This is a genomic window from Burkholderia sp. AW33-5, from assembly GCF_053427615.1.
In genome coordinates this window covers 216,537-233,373 of record NZ_JBSAXA010000007.1, presented here as the reverse complement: position 1 = coordinate 233,373, position 16,837 = coordinate 216,537, and the positions used below count along the sequence as shown (strand labels likewise).

The 16,837-nt window shown below is 68.2% G+C and carries 18 protein-coding genes; 1 reads left to right on the top strand and 17 read right to left on the bottom strand.

Annotated elements, in window-relative coordinates; all coding sequences use genetic code 11:
* Positions 1–50: 50 nt before the first annotated feature.
* The 6 genes from ACV22V_RS15065 to ACV22V_RS15040 form a co-directional block, all read right to left on the bottom strand.
* On the bottom strand, positions 51–1,082 hold the full coding sequence (locus ACV22V_RS15065; protein WP_044846292.1) for an aspartate carbamoyltransferase catalytic subunit: 1,032 nt from the start codon (positions 1,080–1,082) through the stop codon (positions 51–53).
* Between the two features lie 74 nt (positions 1,083–1,156).
* On the bottom strand, positions 1,157–1,672 hold the full coding sequence (pyrR, locus tag ACV22V_RS15060; RefSeq protein WP_059690733.1) for a bifunctional pyr operon transcriptional regulator/uracil phosphoribosyltransferase PyrR: 516 nt from the start codon (positions 1,670–1,672) through the stop codon (positions 1,157–1,159).
* On the bottom strand, positions 1,659–2,108 hold the full coding sequence (gene ruvX / locus ACV22V_RS15055) for a Holliday junction resolvase RuvX (protein WP_448014399.1): 450 nt from the start codon (positions 2,106–2,108) through the stop codon (positions 1,659–1,661). Before ruvX ends, pyrR begins: the two co-directional genes overlap by 14 nt.
* Entirely contained in the window at positions 2,105–2,683 is a 579-nt protein-coding gene (locus tag ACV22V_RS15050; RefSeq protein ID WP_006751106.1) for a YqgE/AlgH family protein, read from the bottom strand. The genes ruvX and ACV22V_RS15050 overlap by 4 nt, the downstream gene beginning before the upstream one ends.
* 182 nt (positions 2,684–2,865) lie before the next feature.
* Complete coding sequence (locus ACV22V_RS15045; RefSeq protein ID WP_448014397.1) at positions 2,866–4,167, bottom strand: hypothetical protein; 1,302 nt, start codon at positions 4,165–4,167, stop codon at positions 2,866–2,868.
* Positions 4,168–4,270: 103 nt separating this feature from the next.
* A complete protein-coding gene (locus ACV22V_RS15040) occupies positions 4,271–4,441 on the bottom strand; it encodes a rubredoxin (RefSeq protein WP_004186709.1) in 171 nt (56 codons plus the stop codon).
* Positions 4,442–4,696: 255 nt separating this feature from the next.
* Here ACV22V_RS15040 and ACV22V_RS15035 point away from each other — a divergent pair, with 255 nt between their 5' ends.
* Positions 4,697–5,563, top strand: coding sequence for a hydroxymethylpyrimidine/phosphomethylpyrimidine kinase (locus tag ACV22V_RS15035; protein ID WP_059466951.1), 867 nt, complete (start codon positions 4,697–4,699; stop codon positions 5,561–5,563).
* 177 nt (positions 5,564–5,740) lie between these two features.
* Here ACV22V_RS15035 and groL read toward each other — a convergent pair whose 3' ends face one another.
* The 11 genes from groL to ACV22V_RS14980 all read right to left on the bottom strand — a co-directional run bounded on the left by groL (position 5,741) and on the right by ACV22V_RS14980 (position 16,699).
* On the bottom strand, positions 5,741–7,381 hold the full coding sequence (gene groL / locus ACV22V_RS15030; RefSeq protein ID WP_059530405.1) for a chaperonin GroEL: 1,641 nt from the start codon (positions 7,379–7,381) through the stop codon (positions 5,741–5,743).
* 46 nt (positions 7,382–7,427) lie between these two features.
* Complete coding sequence (groES, locus tag ACV22V_RS15025; RefSeq protein WP_004186661.1) at positions 7,428–7,721, bottom strand: co-chaperone GroES; 294 nt, start codon at positions 7,719–7,721, stop codon at positions 7,428–7,430.
* Between the two features lie 374 nt (positions 7,722–8,095).
* The gene (locus ACV22V_RS15020) at positions 8,096–8,605 is read right to left on the bottom strand and encodes an SRPBCC family protein (protein WP_059530407.1); all 510 of its coding nucleotides are present in this window, start codon (positions 8,603–8,605) and stop codon (positions 8,096–8,098) included.
* 41 nt (positions 8,606–8,646) lie between these two features.
* Entirely contained in the window at positions 8,647–9,279 is a 633-nt protein-coding gene (locus tag ACV22V_RS15015) for a LolA family protein (protein WP_448014393.1), read from the bottom strand.
* On the bottom strand, positions 9,276–9,692 hold the full coding sequence (locus ACV22V_RS15010) for a quinol oxidase (RefSeq protein WP_448014392.1): 417 nt from the start codon (positions 9,690–9,692) through the stop codon (positions 9,276–9,278). The genes ACV22V_RS15015 and ACV22V_RS15010 overlap by 4 nt, the downstream gene beginning before the upstream one ends.
* Positions 9,693–9,720: 28 nt before the next feature.
* Entirely contained in the window at positions 9,721–10,509 is a 789-nt protein-coding gene (locus ACV22V_RS15005; protein WP_448014428.1) for an anti-sigma factor family protein, read from the bottom strand.
* Positions 10,509–11,024, bottom strand: coding sequence for a sigma-70 family RNA polymerase sigma factor (locus ACV22V_RS15000; RefSeq protein WP_059507036.1), 516 nt, complete (start codon positions 11,022–11,024; stop codon positions 10,509–10,511). Before ACV22V_RS15000 ends, ACV22V_RS15005 begins: the two co-directional genes overlap by 1 nt.
* 46 nt (positions 11,025–11,070) lie before the next feature.
* Positions 11,071–11,430, bottom strand: coding sequence for a COG4315 family predicted lipoprotein (locus ACV22V_RS14995; protein ID WP_059530421.1), 360 nt, complete (start codon positions 11,428–11,430; stop codon positions 11,071–11,073).
* Between the two features lie 277 nt (positions 11,431–11,707).
* Positions 11,708–14,122 carry a beta strand repeat-containing protein gene (locus ACV22V_RS14990; protein WP_448014390.1) on the bottom strand — a complete coding sequence of 805 codons (2,415 nt, stop codon included), beginning with the start codon at positions 14,120–14,122 and terminating at the stop codon, positions 11,708–11,710.
* 485 nt (positions 14,123–14,607) lie between these two features.
* Positions 14,608–15,852: an NAD(P)/FAD-dependent oxidoreductase gene (locus ACV22V_RS14985; RefSeq protein ID WP_059699354.1), complete on the bottom strand. Its 1,245-nt coding sequence runs from the start codon at positions 15,850–15,852 to the stop codon at positions 14,608–14,610.
* A gap of 67 nt (positions 15,853–15,919) precedes the next feature.
* A complete protein-coding gene (locus ACV22V_RS14980; RefSeq protein WP_059530430.1) occupies positions 15,920–16,699 on the bottom strand; it encodes an ABC transporter substrate-binding protein in 780 nt (259 codons plus the stop codon).
* Positions 16,700–16,837: the final 138 nt, after the last annotated feature.

Here is a 16,837-nt window from a genome sequence, read left to right as displayed (position 1 = left end):
GCTGTCTGTGAATGCGTTGATTGCGTGAATAAGGATGCGCGAAGGCGGGCTCAGTCGCTGTTGCCGGCGACGATGCCCATCACCGCCATCCGCACGGCGATGCCGAACGTGACCTGGTTGAGGATCACCGACTGCGGGCCGTCGGCGACCTGCGAGTCGATCTCGACGCCGCGGTTCATCGGGCCCGGGTGCATCACGATCGCGTCGGGCGCGGCGAGCGCGAGGCGCTCGGGCGTCAGGCCCCAGGTCTTGAAGTATTCCTGCGCGGACGGCAGCAGCGCGCCGCTCATCCGCTCGTTCTGCAGGCGCAGCATGATGATCACGTCGACACCCTTCAGCCCTTCGTCGAGGTTGTGGAACACCTTCACGCCCATCTGCTCGAGGCCGCCCGGCAGCAGCGTGCGCGGGCCGATCGCGCGCACTTCCGGCACGCCGAGCGTGGTGAGCGCGTGGATGTCCGAGCGCGCGACGCGCGAATGCAGGATATCGCCGACGATCGCCACGCGCAGCTTCGTGAAGTCGCGCTTGTAGTGACGGATCGTGTACATGTCGAGCAGGCCCTGCGTCGGGTGCGCATGTCGACCGTCGCCGGCGTTGATCACGTGCACGTGCGGCGCGCAGTGCTCGGCGATCAGGTACGGCGCGCCGCTCGATGCGTGGCGCACGACGAACAGGTCGGCATGCATCGCCGACAGGTTGTTGATCGTGTCGAGCAGCGACTCGCCCTTGCTCGTCGACGACGCGTTGATGTTCAGGTTCAGCACGTCGGCCGACAGGCGCGTCGCGGCGATCTCGAAGGTCGTGCGCGTGCGCGTCGAGTTCTCGAAGAACAGGTTGAACACCGACTTGCCGCGCAGGAGCGGCACCTTCTTCACCTCGCGGTCCGTCACGCTGACGAACTGCTCGGCCGTATCGAGAATGTGATTGACGATCGAGCGCGGCAGCCCCTCGATCGACAGCAGGTGTTTCAGCTCGCCGTTTTTCGTGAGCTGCGGGTTGCCCTTCAGGAAACCGTAGCGGAACCGCTCGGGGCTCGCGGCCGCAGCGGGATTGCCGGTGCGGCCAGTGGTGTCGGTGGTCATGGTGTGCGTGATTCCAACTATGCAAACGGGCCGCGGCACGAACCGGCGGCCCGGGATACGGTTTCGCGGTTCGGTCAGGCGCCGTGCGCCTCGATGCGCAGCGTCAGCTGCGCAGCCTCGTCGCGCGCGAGCACGAGCGTCGCATCGGCCGGCACGTCGAGCGTGCCGCCCGCGAAGCGCGCGGCGACCGGCAGCTCGCGGCCGCCGCGATCGGCGAGCACCGCGAGCTCGACCGCGGCCGGACGGCCGTAGTCGAACAGTTCGTTGAGCGCGGCGCGCACGGTGCGGCCGGTGTACAGCACGTCGTCGACGAGCACGATGCGCGCGCCGTCGACGTCGAACGGCAGCGACGTCGGGCTCGCCTGGCTGTGCAGCCCCTTCTTCGCGTAGTCGTCGCGATGCAGCGCGACGTTCACGACGCCGAAGCCCGGCGCGCCGAGATCGCGCGCGAGGCGCTCGGCGAGCCACGCGCCGCCGCTGTGAATGCCGGCGAGCCGCGGGCCGCCCGGCTCGGCGAAGGCCGTGCCGTATGCGTCGCGGATCTGGTCGAGCAGGACGCGGTAGAGCGCGTCGGCGTCAATGGTGCTCATGGTCGGACAATTGATCGAGATACTGTTGAAGGATCACGCGCGCGGCCTCGGCGTCGAGCATCTCGGCACGTACGCGCCCGCGCACGTTGCGCTCGCGCAGCCCGGCCTCGGCCTCGACCGACGAATAACGTTCGTCGACCCACGTGACGGGCAGCCCGAAGCGGCCGTTCAGCTGATTGCCGAAGCGCTTCGCCTGCTGCGTCATCTCGTGCGGCGTGCCGTCCGGATGCATCGGCAGGCCGACGACGAGCGCGTCCGGCCGCCATTCGGCCAGCAGTTCGCCGACCGCCTTGAAGCGGTGCTCGCGGTTCAGGTTGGGGATCACGACGAGGGCGCGGGCCGAGCGCGTCAGCGCATTGCCGATCGCGACGCCGATCCGCTTCTCGCCATAGTCGAACGCCAGGAGCGTCGCATCGCGCGCGCTCGCGCCACTCATGCGTGCCCTGCTTCGCCGGACAGCATCGACGAGCTGACGCCGAGCAGGCCAAGCGCGGCTTCGAAGCGCTCCTCGGCCGGCGTGTCGAACACGATGCGGGGATCGGCGGCCACGGTCAGCCAGCCGTTGCGGGAAATTTCTTCCTCGAGCTGACCGGCGCCCCAGCCTGCATGGCCGAGCGTCAGCAGGAAGCGTTTCGGGCCGGTGCCCGTCGCGACCGCCTCGAGCACGTCCTTCGACGTCGTCATCTCGAGCCCGCCCTCGACCGACATGGACGAGTTGTAGTTCGCGCCCTCGACTGGCTCGTGCAGCACGAAGCCGCGCTCGGTCTGGACCGGGCCGCCGAAGTACACGGGGATGTGCAGCAGCGGCTCGATGTCGAGCTTCAGGTCGATGCGGTTGAACAGCGATTCGAGGTCGATGTCGGTGGGACGATTGATGACGAGGCCGAGCGCGCCGCGCTCGCTGTGATCGCAAAGATAGACCACCGTTCCCGAAAACGTCGGATCCGCCATGTTCGGCATGGCGATCAGGAACTGGTTGGTGAGATTGATGCGATCGGAAGGCTTTGACATGGTTTGAATTTTAGCAAAGACGCCGCGACCTGACCGGGCCGCGATCAACAAGCAACGCCGCGCGACGCTGGCAACGACGCGCGCGGATCACACGGCACTCTAACACGCGCGCGGGTGCTGTCGGCAGCGTGTTGCCGGCCCGTGCGACAAGGGCTGCCGCCGAGGTCGCGCCCCGTTGCGCATCAGGTCCGGCCGAGCGCCGCGCCGAGCGCCCCGGACGCCGCGGTCAGATCCGGCGGCGCCACCCCCGCGGCGATCTTCAGCAGCGCGGCGCGCAGCATGTCGGACGCGCGGGCGTGTGCGTCGAGCCCGCCTTCGGCGAGCGGCATGCCGTGCGCGGCACGGCGCCATGCCAGCCCGAGCGTGTCGGCCAGCAGCGCCGCATGACCGAGCCCGAGCGCGCATGCGGCCGTACCGACCCGGTAGGCGGCCGCGGATGCGCGCCATGCGGCCCCCGCATCGGCCGCGGCCGGATCGACGGCCAGATCGGCCATCGATGCGTCGGCCGTCTGCAGGAAATCCTCATACGCATGGGCGTTGACGGTCACGACACCGAGCATGCGGGTGGGCGCCGCCGCGACCGCATCACGCTCGGCGCGCGCGGCGTCGGCCTCCCACAGCGCCTCGGACGCGGGCGTGCCGGCGACGTGCCAGTCCACGGTCAGCCCATAGTCGTGCAGCACGTCGACGAGCGCGACGTCTTCCGCGGCTGCGCCGAACAGCGCGAAATCGCGCCACAGCAGCGCAACCGTTTCGCGCACGAGCGCCGGCGGCGCACTGCGCCTGCCCTGCGCGTGCTCGCCGAGCAGCAGGTTGGTGCGTGCGAGGAAACGCTTCAGTTCGGGCGCGGCGCTGGCGCGCAGCGCGCGCAGGCACGCGGCGGCGAGCCGCCAGAAATCGTACGGCGCGCCGTCGGCCAGCGCGGTCAGGATCGTGTCGAGTTCGTCGAGCGCCGCGTCCGGCGTGCCGTGCGGCGCGCGCAGCACGTCGAGCAGCGCCTGCTCGTATCGGGCCCGCGCCCGGCTCGCGAATGCGTCGGGCAGCGCGCGCAGCGTCGCCGGCGGTGTCGCGCGCCCGACGAGCGCCAGCACGTCGAGCGGCACGCTCGCGTGCAGGTCGGCCGCGCTTTGCGCACGCAGCGCCCGGAAATGTTCGAACAGGATGGGCGAGCAGGCCAGCTCGCGCAGATTGTGGCGTTCGACCGCCGCGCGGAAATCGCTCAGCGCGAGACGCCAGGCGGCGGAAGCCGGTTCGGCGGCGACCAGCGGCACCGCCGCGGCCAGTTGCCCGGCGAAACGGGCGGCCGGCAGCCAGCCGGCCTCCGCCAGCACGGCCGCGGCGGCCGACAGCGGCGCGGCCGCATCGTCCCGCTGCTCGAATGCATCGGCGGCCGCCGCGAGCCACGCGTCGGCCGCGCGCACGGCCCCGCCACGCGGGTTGGGCAGTGCGTCAGGGTGGGAAACGTTCGCCGGATCGGACGTCATGGACACGCGCGCCTGTCATCGTCAAGTCGCTCGCGTCGGCCGCGGCGCGCAAGCGCCGGGCAACCGCGAGGCCGAAGCGGTGTGTCCGTGGGCCAAGGTCCGGTCAGATCTGGACCATCTCGAAGTCTTCCTTGCGAGCGCCGCATTCGGGGCACGTCCAGTTGATCGGGACGTCTTCCCAGCGCGTGCCCGGGGCGATGCCCTCTTCGGGCAGCCCGGCTTCTTCGTCATAAATCCAGCCACAAATCAGGCACATCCAGCTCTTGTATTCCATCTTAAGCCGCGTCGGGGAAAAGTCGGTAAATTCGGGAGCCATGATGGTACCGTGTCGGGGCCGGACTGCCTAGCAATCGCACTGGAGTCCGACGACTACGTTGCGCTGCGCTAAAAATTCCGTCGTGCGGGCCGGATTCCGCCGCATAATGGCTGAAAAGTGCGGCCTGCCGGGCAACACGGGGCCCAAACGCCCGATTCGCCTCGCCGTCCGCAGCTCTGTCGCTTCCCCGTTTTTTTCTTGCCCCATTTTTACATGTCCAGCAACGCCCCTCCGATCGTCCTCACCTTCGGCCTGTCCGATCCCACCGGCGGCTCCGGCCTCCAAGCCGATCTGATGACCCTGGCGAGCATGGGCTGTCACGGCGTGTCCGTCCTGACGGGCTACACCGTGCGCGACTCCGCCGCCTGCGACGAAGTGACCGGTCTCGATCCCGATGTCGTCGCCGCCCAGGCGCGCATGCTCCTCGAGGACATGCCGGTCGCCGCGTTCAAGATCGGCGCCGCGACGCGCGCGGAAGTCGTGAGCGCGATCGCGGAAGTGGTCGCCGACTACGACGGCGTGCCGCTCGTGCTCGCACCGGACTTCACGCTCGACGACGAGCACGTGCTCGCCGCCGACGACCTGCGCGAATCGATCGCCGACCTGCTCGCGCCGCAGACGACGCTGCTGGTCGCCGACCACGCGACGCTGATCGCGCTCGCGCAGCCGGACGGCGATGCCGAGGCGCCGAATCTCGACGCGGCGGTGTCGCACCTGCTGTCGCAGGGCTGCGAATACATCCTGTCGTCGGAAACGGGCTCGCACCGGCTCGTCAACACGCTGTACGGCGAGGAAGGCCAGCTTCGCGAAGATATGTGGGATCGCTCGCCGCACCGGCTGATGGGCATCACCGACACGCTCGGCGCGGCGATCGCGGCACTGCTCGCGAACGGCCAGGAGCCGCCCGAAGCGGTGCGCGAGGCGCAGGAATACCTGTACCAGGCCGTCCGCGACGCGTTCCGGCCCGGCATGGGCGCGTACCTGCCTGACCGGTTCTTCTGGGCGCGCAGCAACGACGAGGAAGGCGGGCGTCCGGTGACGGAAAGCAGCAAAAGCTCGCCGCGAATCGCCCGGCATTGACGCCGCGCGGCGGCCCTGCGCCGCCGTTGCGCGGCCTGTGCTCGCTTCGGGGCGGCATGTCCGTCCCGCGTCCGTCCCTTTTCGCGCGCATAAAAAAAGACCCGCATCGCTGCGGGTCTTTTTCTTTGGCTGGAACGCGCATCGCTGCGCGCTCCGGACACCATCGACCGAAGTCGATTACATGTCCATGCCCATGCCGCCCATGCCGCCCGGCATGCCGCCCGGCATCGGTGCGTCTTCCTTCGGCAGTTCTGCGACAGCTGCGTCCGTCGTCAGCAGCAGGCCTGCAACCGAAGCTGCGTTCTGCAGTGCGGTGCGCGTGACCTTGGTCGGGTCGACGACGCCGGCTTCAACCATGTCGACGTACTCGCCCGTTGCTGCGTTGTAGCCGTAGTTGCCCGTGCCTGCAGCAACTGCCGCCACCACGACGCTGGCTTCTTCGCCACCGTTCGTGACGATCTGGCGCAGCGGCTCTTCCATTGCGCGCAGCACGATCTTGATGCCGGCGTTCTGGTCGGCGTTCGCGCCGGTCAGGCCTGCGATCGCGGTGCGAGCGCGGATCAGCGCAACGCCGCCGCCTGCCACGATGCCTTCTTCCACAGCTGCGCGCGTTGCGTGCAGTGCGTCTTCGACACGTGCCTTCTTTTCCTTCATTTCGACTTCGGTCGCAGCACCGACCTTGATCACTGCCACGCCGCCGGCCAGCTTGGCCACGCGCTCTTGCAGCTTTTCACGGTCGTAGTCCGACGTCGCTTCTTCGATTTGCGTGCGAACTTGCTTGACGCGCGCTTCGATGTTCACGGCTTCGCCTGCGCCGTCGATGATCGTCGTGTTTTCCTTGCCCACTTCGATGCGCTTCGCCTGGCCCAGTTCTGCCAGCGTTGCCTTCTCGAGCGTCAGGCCGGTTTCTTCCGCGACGACTTGACCGCCGGTCAGGATCGCGATGTCTTCCAGCATGGCCTTGCGGCGATCGCCGAAGCCCGGCGCCTTGACCGCAACGGTCTTCAGGATGCCGCGGATGTTGTTGACGACCAGCGTTGCGAGCGCTTCGCCTTCGACGTCTTCAGCGATGATCAGCAGCGGGCGGCCAGCCTTCGCGACTTGCTCGAGCACCGGCAGCAGATCACGGATGTTCGACACCTTCTTGTCGTGCAGCAGCACGAACGGGTTGTCGAGGACGGCGACTTGCTTGTCCGGGTTGTTGATGAAGTACGGCGACAGGTAGCCGCGGTCGAATTGCATGCCTTCGACGACGTCGAGTTCGTCGGCGAGCGACTTGCCGTCTTCGACGGTGATCACGCCTTCCTTGCCGACCTTGTCCATCGCTTCAGCGATGCGATCGCCGATCGACGTGTCGCTGTTCGCCGAGATCGAGCCGACCTGTGCGATTTCCTTATTCGTCGTGCACGGCTTGCTGATCTTCTTCAGCTCGTCGACAGCCGCTGCGACTGCCTTGTCGATGCCGCGCTTCAGGTCCATCGGGTTCATGCCCGATGCGACGTACTTCATGCCTTCGCGAACGATCGATTGCGCGAGGACGGTTGCCGTCGTCGTGCCGTCGCCTGCGTTGTCGCTGGTCTTGGAAGCCACTTCCTTGACCATTTGCGCGCCCATGTTCTGGAGCTTGTCCTTCAGCTCGATTTCCTTCGCGACCGACACACCGTCCTTGGTGACCGTCGGGCCGCCGAAGCTGCGCTCGAGCACGACGTTGCGGCCCTTCGGACCCAGCGTGACCTTGACTGCGTTGGCGAGAATGTTCACGCCTTCGACCATCTTCGAACGGGCGGAATCGCCGAATACGACGTCTTTAGCTGCCATCTTCTAACTCCTTGAATTCTTGAGAATATGTACCGTCAGTGGACGCTTACTTCGCGTTGACCACGGCCATGATGTCTTCTTCACGCATGACCAGCAGCTCCTGGCCGTCGACCTTGACGGTCTGGCCAGCGTACTTGCCGAACAGCACGCGATCGCCGACCTTCACGTCGAGCGCGATCGGCGCGCCCTTGTCGTCGCGCTTGCCCGGGCCGATGGCCAGGACTTCGCCTTGATCCGGCTTCTCAGCTGCTGCGTCGGGGATCACGATGCCCGAGGCGGTCTTGGTTTCCTGATCCAGGCGCTTGACGATCACGCGATCGTGCAAAGGACGAAGGTTCATATTCACTCCTCTCTTGACTGAGATTGAAGAACGCTTAGGGAATCTGCCCGGCGGGTCGCCCGGCAGAGAATTGTTAGCACTCTCGTGCAGCGAGTGCTAATTATATGGACGGGTTTTGACAAATTCAAGAAGGGGAGCCGGAGGTTTTTTCGTGCGGGGCGGAACGATGGAAAAACGGGGATTGATTGAAAAATTTCATTAAAAACAATCACATAAACATCGATTCCGCACACCGGGCGCGGACGAGATACGGGATATCCCGACCTCGCCCCAATTGCGACACGGGGCGAGCACCGAGTTCCCGCGGTCGTCCGGCATCGCATGAACAAGGCTGCGCGGACGTGCCAAGGGCACAAACCGCGGCCACGGGATCGTCACATGTCCGGACAGCCCGCGACCGGCTGAAACGTCCGGCCGTCGGTCTCGACCGTCGCGCCGAGCAGCCGCGCGAGGCCTTTCGCGCCTTCGCGCATCACGACGTCGTGATTCCACGCGAACAGCGGGCGCGCGATCGGCTCCAGCCAGTTCATCCAGCGCTCGCGCGTGCGGATGTGCCAGTCGTAGCGCACGACGGTGCGCGCGCCGTCGCCGGCGAACGACCAGCGGCCGTCGCCTTCGATCGCGCCGCTCGCGCGGCCTTCGAGCACATGCGGCCGTTCGACGCGCAGCACGCGCATGTCGAAGGTCAGCCGGTACGGCAACGCGCCTTTCCACGTGTATCGCTGCAGCGCGCCGACGCCGCCCGCGTCGCCGTGCTCGATCTCGACGGTCCGCACGGCGCTCTTCCACCAGTCCGGCCAGCGATCGACCTGGTAGATCGCGTCCCAGACAGCCGCGAGCGGCGCGTCCACGCGCCACGTCGTCGAAAACCGGTATTCCGCCATGCTGCCTCCGGCGCGAATCAGAATCGGGGTCAAAAACGCGATCAGGGCGAGAAAAAGCGGGCGGGAAACGCGACGTCGATCTCGACGTCGTCGAGCGTCACCGTTTCGAGCGGCGCGCCGTCGTCGTCCGCGAAGCTGACGACCTTCAGCGGAAAGCCGTCCTCGGTGTCCAGCCACAGACGATAGCGGTGCACGCCGTCGACCACATGCGCGGGCGCGCCCGTCACCGATACGCGCAGCGTGGAGCGGCCGCCGAGGTTTTCCTTGCCTTCCGTCACGGTCGCACCGCCCTGCTGCAGCGCATGCACGTTGTGCAGCAGCACGCCGACGTCCGAACGGTCGACGCGATGGCCGCTGCGGTCGCGCAGCAGCGGATTGGACGGCGACAGCGTCAGCGCCGGCAGCGCATGCTCGCCGAACGGACGCAGCCGCACCTTGCCGTTGCCCGGGTCGTACGCGAGCACCGCGCCGTGATGCGGCGACACGAAGTCCATCCGGACGAAACCGGGTTTCAGGTAGGCATAGTGGAATTCGGCATGCTCGCCGCTGCGCGCGGACGAGCGGATCGTCGCGCGGTACGAATGGACCTGGTCGAAATGCGTCTGCGCGATGGTCACGGGATCGGCTGTCATGCTCGCTCCTATCAGGCTCGCGGCCAGCAACGCGGCGATCACGGCGCCGCCTCGACGTCGAGCACGCCTTCCATTCCGCGCTCGCGATGGCTGCGCAGGAACAGCAGCCGATGCGTGCAATAGTAGGCGAAGCGGCCAGGCGCCGTCGGCGTGAAGCGCAACGTGCGCGGCGTCGTGCCCAGCTCGGTATGCACCGCGATGCCGGCCTGCGGCGCGTCGATCTTGAAACTGTGCGGCACGACGCCCGGCTCGGCCGAGACGGTGAGTTCGACCGGCACGTGCGCGCGGACGATCACGTGGCTCGGACGAAAGAAATAGCTGCCGCCGACGATCGCCACCCGCTGCACGCCGTCGGCGTCGACCGGCGCGCGCACCGGCGCATCGCCGTCCGCCCGCGCGAGCCCGGCGCCCACCATGAGCGCCACCGCAACCATCACCGCCTTCTTCGTGTTCATCGTCGGCTCCCTGCCGATGTCGCGCGCGTCAGCCCTTCCACGCGTCGGTCGGTCCGCCGAGCGCGCCGCATGCTTCGATCGCGAGCTCGCGCAGCCGCCGTTCGTCGGCGTGTCCGGAGAGCGCATAACCCATGCCGCGATCGGACCAGAAGTACGTATCGCGGCCGCCGGCGGACATCGCCCGGGGCGCGAAGCGCCGCGCATCGTAGGCCGCCATGTAGAGCGTCACGCGCTTGCCGTCCGCGCGCTGGTACATCAGTTGCGCGGCCGGCCCCGCGTCGCCCGGCAGCAGCCGGCCGCCCAGCAACGCATAGCCGTATTCGTCGAGCGACGGCGCACGCACGGGCCGCCCGAGACGCGCGGACAGCCACGCGGCAAGGCGCGCCGGATCGCGTGCGTCGACCTCGACCGGATGCTCGCGATCGGCCGCGTACACGGCATACGCGACGTCCGCGCGCGCGGCGAAGGCCGGCTCGGCGCCGAAGGTCGTCCAGCCCGCGTGCAGCGCGACGCCGATCACCAGCCCGGCCGCCAGCCCCGCGAATGCATACGCGACGCCGCGCCAACGCGGCACGCGCCGCTGCACGAACAGCGCGGGTGCGGCGGCCGGCAGCGGGAACAGCGCTTGCAGCGCATCGCGCTGCGCGCCGTAATGCGCGAACCGGTCGGCTTCGCGCGGATCGGACGCCAGCCGTTCGAGTACCTCGCGACGCTCCTGCCCGGACAGCTCGCCGTCGAGCAGCGCCGACAGCAGTTGCGCCGACGCGTCGGCTCCGCCGTCCCGATCGTTCGAAGGTTTGCGCGGATCGTCGTCCATCATGTCTTCCCGATCACCCGTAACGCGGCCGCGCCGCGCGCCGGCGGCTCGCCGGACAGCAGCGCACGCATCTGTTCACGCGCCCGCGACAGCCGCGACATCACCGTCCCCACCGGCACGCCGAGCACCTGCGCCGCGTCGCGGTAACTCAATTCCTCGAGCGCGACCAGCAGCAGCACCTCGCGCTGCTCGACGGGCAGCCGGTACAGCGCGCGCTGCACGTCGCGCAACAGCAGGCCGCCGATCTCGTCGGTCGGCGCGGCCATCGTCTGCCATGGCGCGGTCGCATCGTCGACGGCGATCTCGTGCCGCGCGCGCAACTGGTCGATGAAGCGGTGGCGCAGCAGCGTCAGCAGCCACGCACGCAGGTTGCCGCCGTCGCGCGGCGGCCGGTTCAACGCGCGCTCGAGCGTGTCCTGCACGAGATCGTCCGCCCAGGCCCGGTCGCCCGTCAGCGCGCGCGCATATCGCGTGAGATGCGGCAACCACACCAGCAGGTCCGATTCGTAACTCATCCGGATGCCTCGCGCGTCGCCGCGCCGTCAGTCCGTCGGTCGGTGTTCAGGGACGCGCGACGTGCCACATGCCGCCGATTCCGTCGCCGCCCGCGTCGCCGGCCTTGCGGTCCATCTTCCAGCGATACAGCGGACGGCCGTGGTAAGCCCATTGCTTCTTGCCATCGTCGCGCGTGACGAGGCTCAGTGCACCCGACGCCTTGTCGTATCCGTCGGCGAGCGCCGGCGGCCAGTTGGCCGCACAGGTGCCGGTGCAGGTGCTCTTGCCCGGCGCGTCGTGATCGAACACGTACAGCGTCATGTGATCTTCGTCGACCAGTTTCCCGTCACCGGCCTGCGGCGGCTCGGCGGCCGCGGGCCGCGCGATCGCGGCCGTCAGCGCGATGGCGAACAGCATCGTCTTCATTCCCGTTCTCCTTGGCATGGCATCGCGGCACGATGCCGCCGGACGGGAAGTCGACTTCGTGATGACCATTATCCCGCTGTCCGGCCGCGCCGAGACTCGGTATGTAAACGGACGAATCCGGCCAGTTATTCCATGCCGCCCCACGAAGCGGCGCCATTCCTCGCACGAAACACCTCGGGATCCCAAAGAAAAACGCGGCATGACATTGCTGTCATGCCGCGTCGTACGACCCGTTGCACGCGGCAGGCGATGGACCACCGCCGCGCGTTCCGGCCGGTTATTTCGGCAATGCGCCAGTCACCGCCTGCAGCAGCGTCGACACCGGTGCGAGCGGGTTGTTCGCGGAGCCGTTGCCGGAGTGCGGCGTGACCGACAGGCCCGGCGTGGAACCCAGTGCCGTACCCAGCGTCGTGCCGACGGCGTTGACGACCGTTGCCGTCGCGTTGCCGGTCGTCGACACCAGCGAACCGGTCGCGCCCGCCGTGCTGCCGGCCGCGCTCGCGCCGGAGCCGAGCAGGCTGCCGCCCGCCGCAGCCGTCGAACCGGCGGCGCCCGACAGCGCGCCGGCCGCCTGCCCGAGGGCTGCCGGGCCGTTCGCGAGGGCGCCCGTCACCGAACCGAGCGCACCGGTCAGTGCGCCGGCCGGGTTGCTGCCGCCGGTCAGACCGCCGACGAGGTTCGTGATCGGCGCGATCGGGCTGCCGCCTGCGCCCGACAGCGTGCCGACGACCTGGTTCACGACGCCCTGCACCGGCGCCAGCGGATTCGTGCCACCGAGGTTGCCGAGTGCGCCCGTCACCGAACTGACTGCGTTGCTCAGTGCGGCTGCCGGGTTGCCGCTGCCGAGCGTGCCGACCACCTGGTTCACGACGCCTTGAACCGGGGCCAGCGGGTTCGTGCCGCCGAGGTTGCCGAGTGCGCCCGTTACCGAACTGACTGCGTTGCTCAGTGCGGCTGCCGGGCTGCCGCTGCCGAGCGTGCCGACCACCTGGTTCACGACGCCTTGCACCGGGGCCAGCGGGTTCGTGCCGCCGAGATTGCCGAGCGCACTCGTGACCGAACCGAGCGCACCGGTCAGCGCGCCGGCCGCATTGCCACCCGTCGGCAGTGCGTTCTGGAGGCCGCTGACGAGGTTCGTGATTGGTGCGATCGGGCTGCCGCCGCCGGCGCCCGACAACGTGCCGACGACCTGGTTCACGACGCCCTGCACCGGCGCCAACGGATTCGTGCCGCCGAGGTTGCCGAGTGCGCCCGTCATCGAGTTCACGGCGTCCGTCAGTGCACCGGCCGGGTTGCCGTTGCCAAGCGTGCCGGCGAGTTGCGTGACGGCGCCTTGCACCGGTGCCAGCGGGCTCGACGCGCCACCGATGTTGCCGAGCGTCCCCGTGATCGTATTGACCGCATTGCTCAGCGCACCGGCAGGATTGCCGCTGCCCACCGTGCCCGTGACCTGGTCGACGACGTTCTGGATCGGTGTCAGCGGGTTCGTGCCGCCGACGTTGCCGAGTGCGCCAGTGACCGTGCCGAGAGCACCGGTCAACGCACCTGCCGGGTTGTTGCCGCCGAGCGCGCCCGTCACTTGATTCACCACGCCCTGCACCGGCGCCAGCGGATTCGCGCCGCCGCCAACGTTACCCAGTGCACCCGTCACCGTGCCCAACGCACCGGTCAACGCACCTGCCGGGTTGCCGCCACCGAGCGCGCCCGCCACTTGATTGACGACGCCTTGAACCGGTGCCAGCGGGTTTGCACCACCGCCCACGTTACCCAGTGCACCCGTGACCGTGCCCAACGCGCCGGTCAAGGCACCCGCCGGATTGCCGCCGCCGAGCGCCCCCGTCACTTGGTTCACCACGCCTTGAACCGGCGCCAGCGGGTTTGCACCGCCGCCGACGTTGCCCAGTGCGCCCGTGACCGTACCGAGCGCGCCGGTCAAGGCGCCTGCCGGATTGCCGCCGCCGAGCGCGCCCGTCACTTGGTTCACCACGCCTTGAACCGGCGCCAGCGGGTTTGCACCGCCGCCGACGTTACCCAGCGCACCCGTGACCGTGCCCAACGCGCCGGTCAACGCACCCGCCGGATTGCCGCCGCCGAGCGCCCCCGTTACTTGATTGACGACGCCTTGAACCGGCGCCAGCGGGTTTGCGCCGCCACCGACGTTACCCAGCGCACCCGTCACCGTGCCCAACGCGCCGGTCAACGCACTCGCCGGATTGCCACCGCCGAGCGCGCCCGTCACTTGATTGACCACGCCTTGAACCGGCGCCAGCTGGTTTGCACCGCCGCCGACGTTACCCAGCGCGCCAGTCAACGCACCCGCCGGATTGCCGCCGCCAAGCGCCCCCGTCACCTGGTTCACCACGCCTTGCACCGGCGCGAGCGGCGTCACCGTGCCGCCAGCGCCGCCGAGCGCGCCTTGCAGCGCGTTCACCGCTCCCGACAAGGCTTGCGCCGGATTGCCGAGCGACGTCTGGATCGCGCCCGATCCGCCCGCCGCCACGGTGACCGAACCCAGCGGCGACGTGCCGGTCGCGGCCAGCCCGATCGAGACGCTGTTCGTCGGCGGATTCACGATTACCTGCGGAAGCGGCAGCGCATCGAGCGTCCCCGCGATAGCCGAACCGGAAGCCAGTACCCCGAACACCGTCGCGACCGACAGCGCCACACCCGTCAATTTAAGCTTTTGTCCCATCTTTACCCCATCTCGGTTGGCACTACGTTGATAAAGCATGGGGACGGATTGCACGAAGTGTGCCACCCGGTTAAAGCGGATTGATTCGTCGGCCCATTGCAAGCCAATAACGGTTTTATATGGATTTCAGGGCAAATAAGCGGATCGCACAGCCATAATCATCTGATGAATCTGGCGTCTGGCGCGCGGATGTAACGTAACGTTTGCGAGGCCCGAAGTAACGTGTTCCGGTACATTCCGTGCCACATCGGAACGTCCGGTACGAAAGCGCCGCCGGATTGCCCGGCCGAATCGCCTGTTTCGCATTTCATTTTCATGAAAATGCATTAATAAATCGCTTGTTTACCGATTTTCTTATTTAGCGATTTCTTTCCGATCAATTACGCAGACAATTTCCATTCGCGCGACCGCGGATAATGCAGTGCGGATTACCAAATGAAAAAATGTGACGGCCGCACCGCGGCGGCCGTCACATCGAAACGCGCTCAGCCGAAGCGCGCGGGTCGGTATGGATGGGGATCGATGTAGGTCGGCTCGCCCGTCATCATCTCGGCGAGCAGACGCCCGGTCGCGGGCCCGAGCGTGAGCCCGTGGTGGCAATGGCCGAACGCGAACCACAGATGACGATGGCGCGGCGCAGGCCCGATCACCGGACGCATGTCGGGCGTGCACGGTCGCATGCCGAGCCACGGCGCCGGATCGAGCCGCTCGCCGATGCCGAACGCGTCGCGCGCCAGCGGCTCGGCGCGCGCGAGCTGCACGCCGGTCGGCGGTGCGCCGCGCAACGCGATCTCGACACCGGTCGTGAGCCGCAGGCGGCCGCCCTCCATCGGCGCGACGACGAAACCCGCCTCGGTATCGCACACGGGCACGTTCAGCGGCGCGCGGGTCGGCCGGTAATGCATGTGATAGCCGCGCTTCGCGCGCAGCGGAATCCGGTAGCCGAGCGGCGCGAACACGTGATCGGACCACGGCCCGAGCGCGACCACGGCCGAGCGGGCCGCGATCGGCCCATGCTCGGTTTTGACCCGCCAGCCGTCGCTCACCTGCGCGAGCGTCGTCGCGTCGCCGTGCACGAACGTGCCGCCGTCGCGCTCGAACAGCCGCGCGTACGCCTTCGTGAGGCCCCCGGGGCTCGACACGGTCTTCGGGTCCTGCCAGTGAAATGCGCCGCAGAATGCGTCGCCGATGCCGGGCTCGCGTTCGCGCAACGCGCGCGCGTCGAGGACGCTCATTCGCAACCCGTGCGCGTCGGCCACCCGCTGCTGCGCGCGCGTTTCCGCGTCGAACAGCGCCGGCGAACGGAACGCCTCGATCCACCCGCCGTCATGCACGAGCGGCTGCGCGTCGGTGCGCGCGAGCAGCGCGTCGTGCTCGACGACGCTCGCCGCGACGAGCGGCAGCATGTCGCGCGCGGCGGCCGCGAGCCGCTGCGGCGACGATTCGCGCCAGAAGCGCGCGAGCCAGCCCGCATACGCGGGCAATGCCTTGTAATCCCAGTAGAGATCGACCGAGCGGTTGCGCGCGTAGCGCAGCAGCGTGCCGAGACGGCGCGGGAACGCGTACGGCACGACCGACGAGCGCTCGATCAGCCCGGCATTGCCGTGGCTCGTCTCCTCGCCGGGCGCGCGCCGGTCGACGAGCGCGACGCGCAGCCCGCGATCCTGCAGATGCAGCGCCGACGACACGCCGACGATGCCGGCCCCCAGAACGATGACGTCGAAATCCATGCTTCCCCGTACTGCGTCGAGATTCGGTGCGACGCGCGCCGGCACCGCGGCCGGCGCGCGGCCAGGCTTACTTCGCGACGATGTCGCGCTTGAAGTATTTCTGCGACAGCGCGCTCAGCGTGCCGTCCTTCTTCAGCGCGTCGAGCGCGCCGACGATCTTCGCCTGCAGCGCCTTGTCGCCCTTGCGCATCCCGAAGCCGGTGCCTTCGCCGAGCGTCGCGGGATCCTTCAGCGCGTCGCCGACGATTTGATAGTCGCGGCCGGCCGGCTTGTCGAGGAAACCGTCCTGCGCGGTCTGCGCTTCCTGCACGGCCGCGTCGAGACGCCCGGCGACGAGATCGGCATAAATCTGGTCCTGATCCTGGTACGACACGACGGCCACGCCCGCATTCGCCCAGTGCGCCTTCAGGAAATCCTCCTGCGACGAGCCCTGCAGCACGCCGACGTGCTTGCCGCGCAGGCTCGCGGCATCGGGCCGCAGCGGCGAGCCGCGGTGCGCGACCATCACGATCGGCACCACGTAGATCGCCGGCGTGAAATCGATGCTCTGCTTGCGCTTCGCGGTGATGTTCATCGCCGAATTGATCGCGTCGAACTTGCGCGCCTGCAGCGCCGGGATCAGCCCGTCGAACGCATTCTCGACCCACACGCACTTCATGTTCAGCTTCGCGCACACCGCGTTGCCGATGTCGACGTCGAAACCCTGCAGCTGGCCGGCCGGCGTCTTGCTCTCGAACGGCGGATACGCGGCTTCGATCCCGAAGCGCAGCGTGGTCTGTTCCGCGTGGGCCGTGACGGCCGCGCACGCAAGCGCCGCGACGGCGCAGAGGGAAAGCTTCCAGTTCATGACGGATGTCCTTCGATTCCGGATTGAGGCGATGAAGACCGGTCATCGTGCGACGGCACGCCGGTCTGCACGCGAAAATATAGACTCTTAGTCTACTATAGACTATAGGGGATACGATAATCCGGCGCTCACGCAGTC

Coding starts and splice junctions, on each gene's coding strand:
- ACV22V_RS15065 (WP_044846292.1), bottom strand. CDS start 1,082: ATGACCACCGACACCACTGGCCGCACCGGCAATCCCGCTGCGGCCGCG.
- pyrR (WP_059690733.1), bottom strand. CDS start 1,672: ATGAGCACCATTGACGCCGACGCGCTCTACCGCGTCCTGCTCGACCAG.
- ruvX (WP_448014399.1), bottom strand. CDS start 2,108: ATGAGTGGCGCGAGCGCGCGCGATGCGACGCTCCTGGCGTTCGACTAT.
- ACV22V_RS15050 (WP_006751106.1), bottom strand. CDS start 2,683: ATGTCAAAGCCTTCCGATCGCATCAATCTCACCAACCAGTTCCTGATC.
- ACV22V_RS15045 (WP_448014397.1), bottom strand. CDS start 4,167: ATGACGTCCGATCCGGCGAACGTTTCCCACCCTGACGCACTGCCCAAC.
- ACV22V_RS15040 (WP_004186709.1), bottom strand. CDS start 4,441: ATGGAATACAAGAGCTGGATGTGCCTGATTTGTGGCTGGATTTATGAC.
- ACV22V_RS15035 (WP_059466951.1), top strand. CDS start 4,697: ATGTCCAGCAACGCCCCTCCGATCGTCCTCACCTTCGGCCTGTCCGAT.
- groL (WP_059530405.1), bottom strand. CDS start 7,381: ATGGCAGCTAAAGACGTCGTATTCGGCGATTCCGCCCGTTCGAAGATG.
- groES (WP_004186661.1), bottom strand. CDS start 7,721: ATGAACCTTCGTCCTTTGCACGATCGCGTGATCGTCAAGCGCCTGGAT.
- ACV22V_RS15020 (WP_059530407.1), bottom strand. CDS start 8,605: ATGGCGGAATACCGGTTTTCGACGACGTGGCGCGTGGACGCGCCGCTC.
- ACV22V_RS15010 (WP_448014392.1), bottom strand. CDS start 9,692: ATGAACACGAAGAAGGCGGTGATGGTTGCGGTGGCGCTCATGGTGGGC.
- ACV22V_RS15005 (WP_448014428.1), bottom strand. CDS start 10,509: ATGGACGACGATCCGCGCAAACCTTCGAACGATCGGGACGGCGGAGCC.
- ACV22V_RS15000 (WP_059507036.1), bottom strand. CDS start 11,024: ATGAGTTACGAATCGGACCTGCTGGTGTGGTTGCCGCATCTCACGCGA.
- ACV22V_RS14995 (WP_059530421.1), bottom strand. CDS start 11,430: ATGAAGACGATGCTGTTCGCCATCGCGCTGACGGCCGCGATCGCGCGG.
- ACV22V_RS14990 (WP_448014390.1), bottom strand. CDS start 14,122: ATGGGACAAAAGCTTAAATTGACGGGTGTGGCGCTGTCGGTCGCGACG.
- ACV22V_RS14985 (WP_059699354.1), bottom strand. CDS start 15,852: ATGGATTTCGACGTCATCGTTCTGGGGGCCGGCATCGTCGGCGTGTCG.
- ACV22V_RS14980 (WP_059530430.1), bottom strand. CDS start 16,699: ATGAACTGGAAGCTTTCCCTCTGCGCCGTCGCGGCGCTTGCGTGCGCG.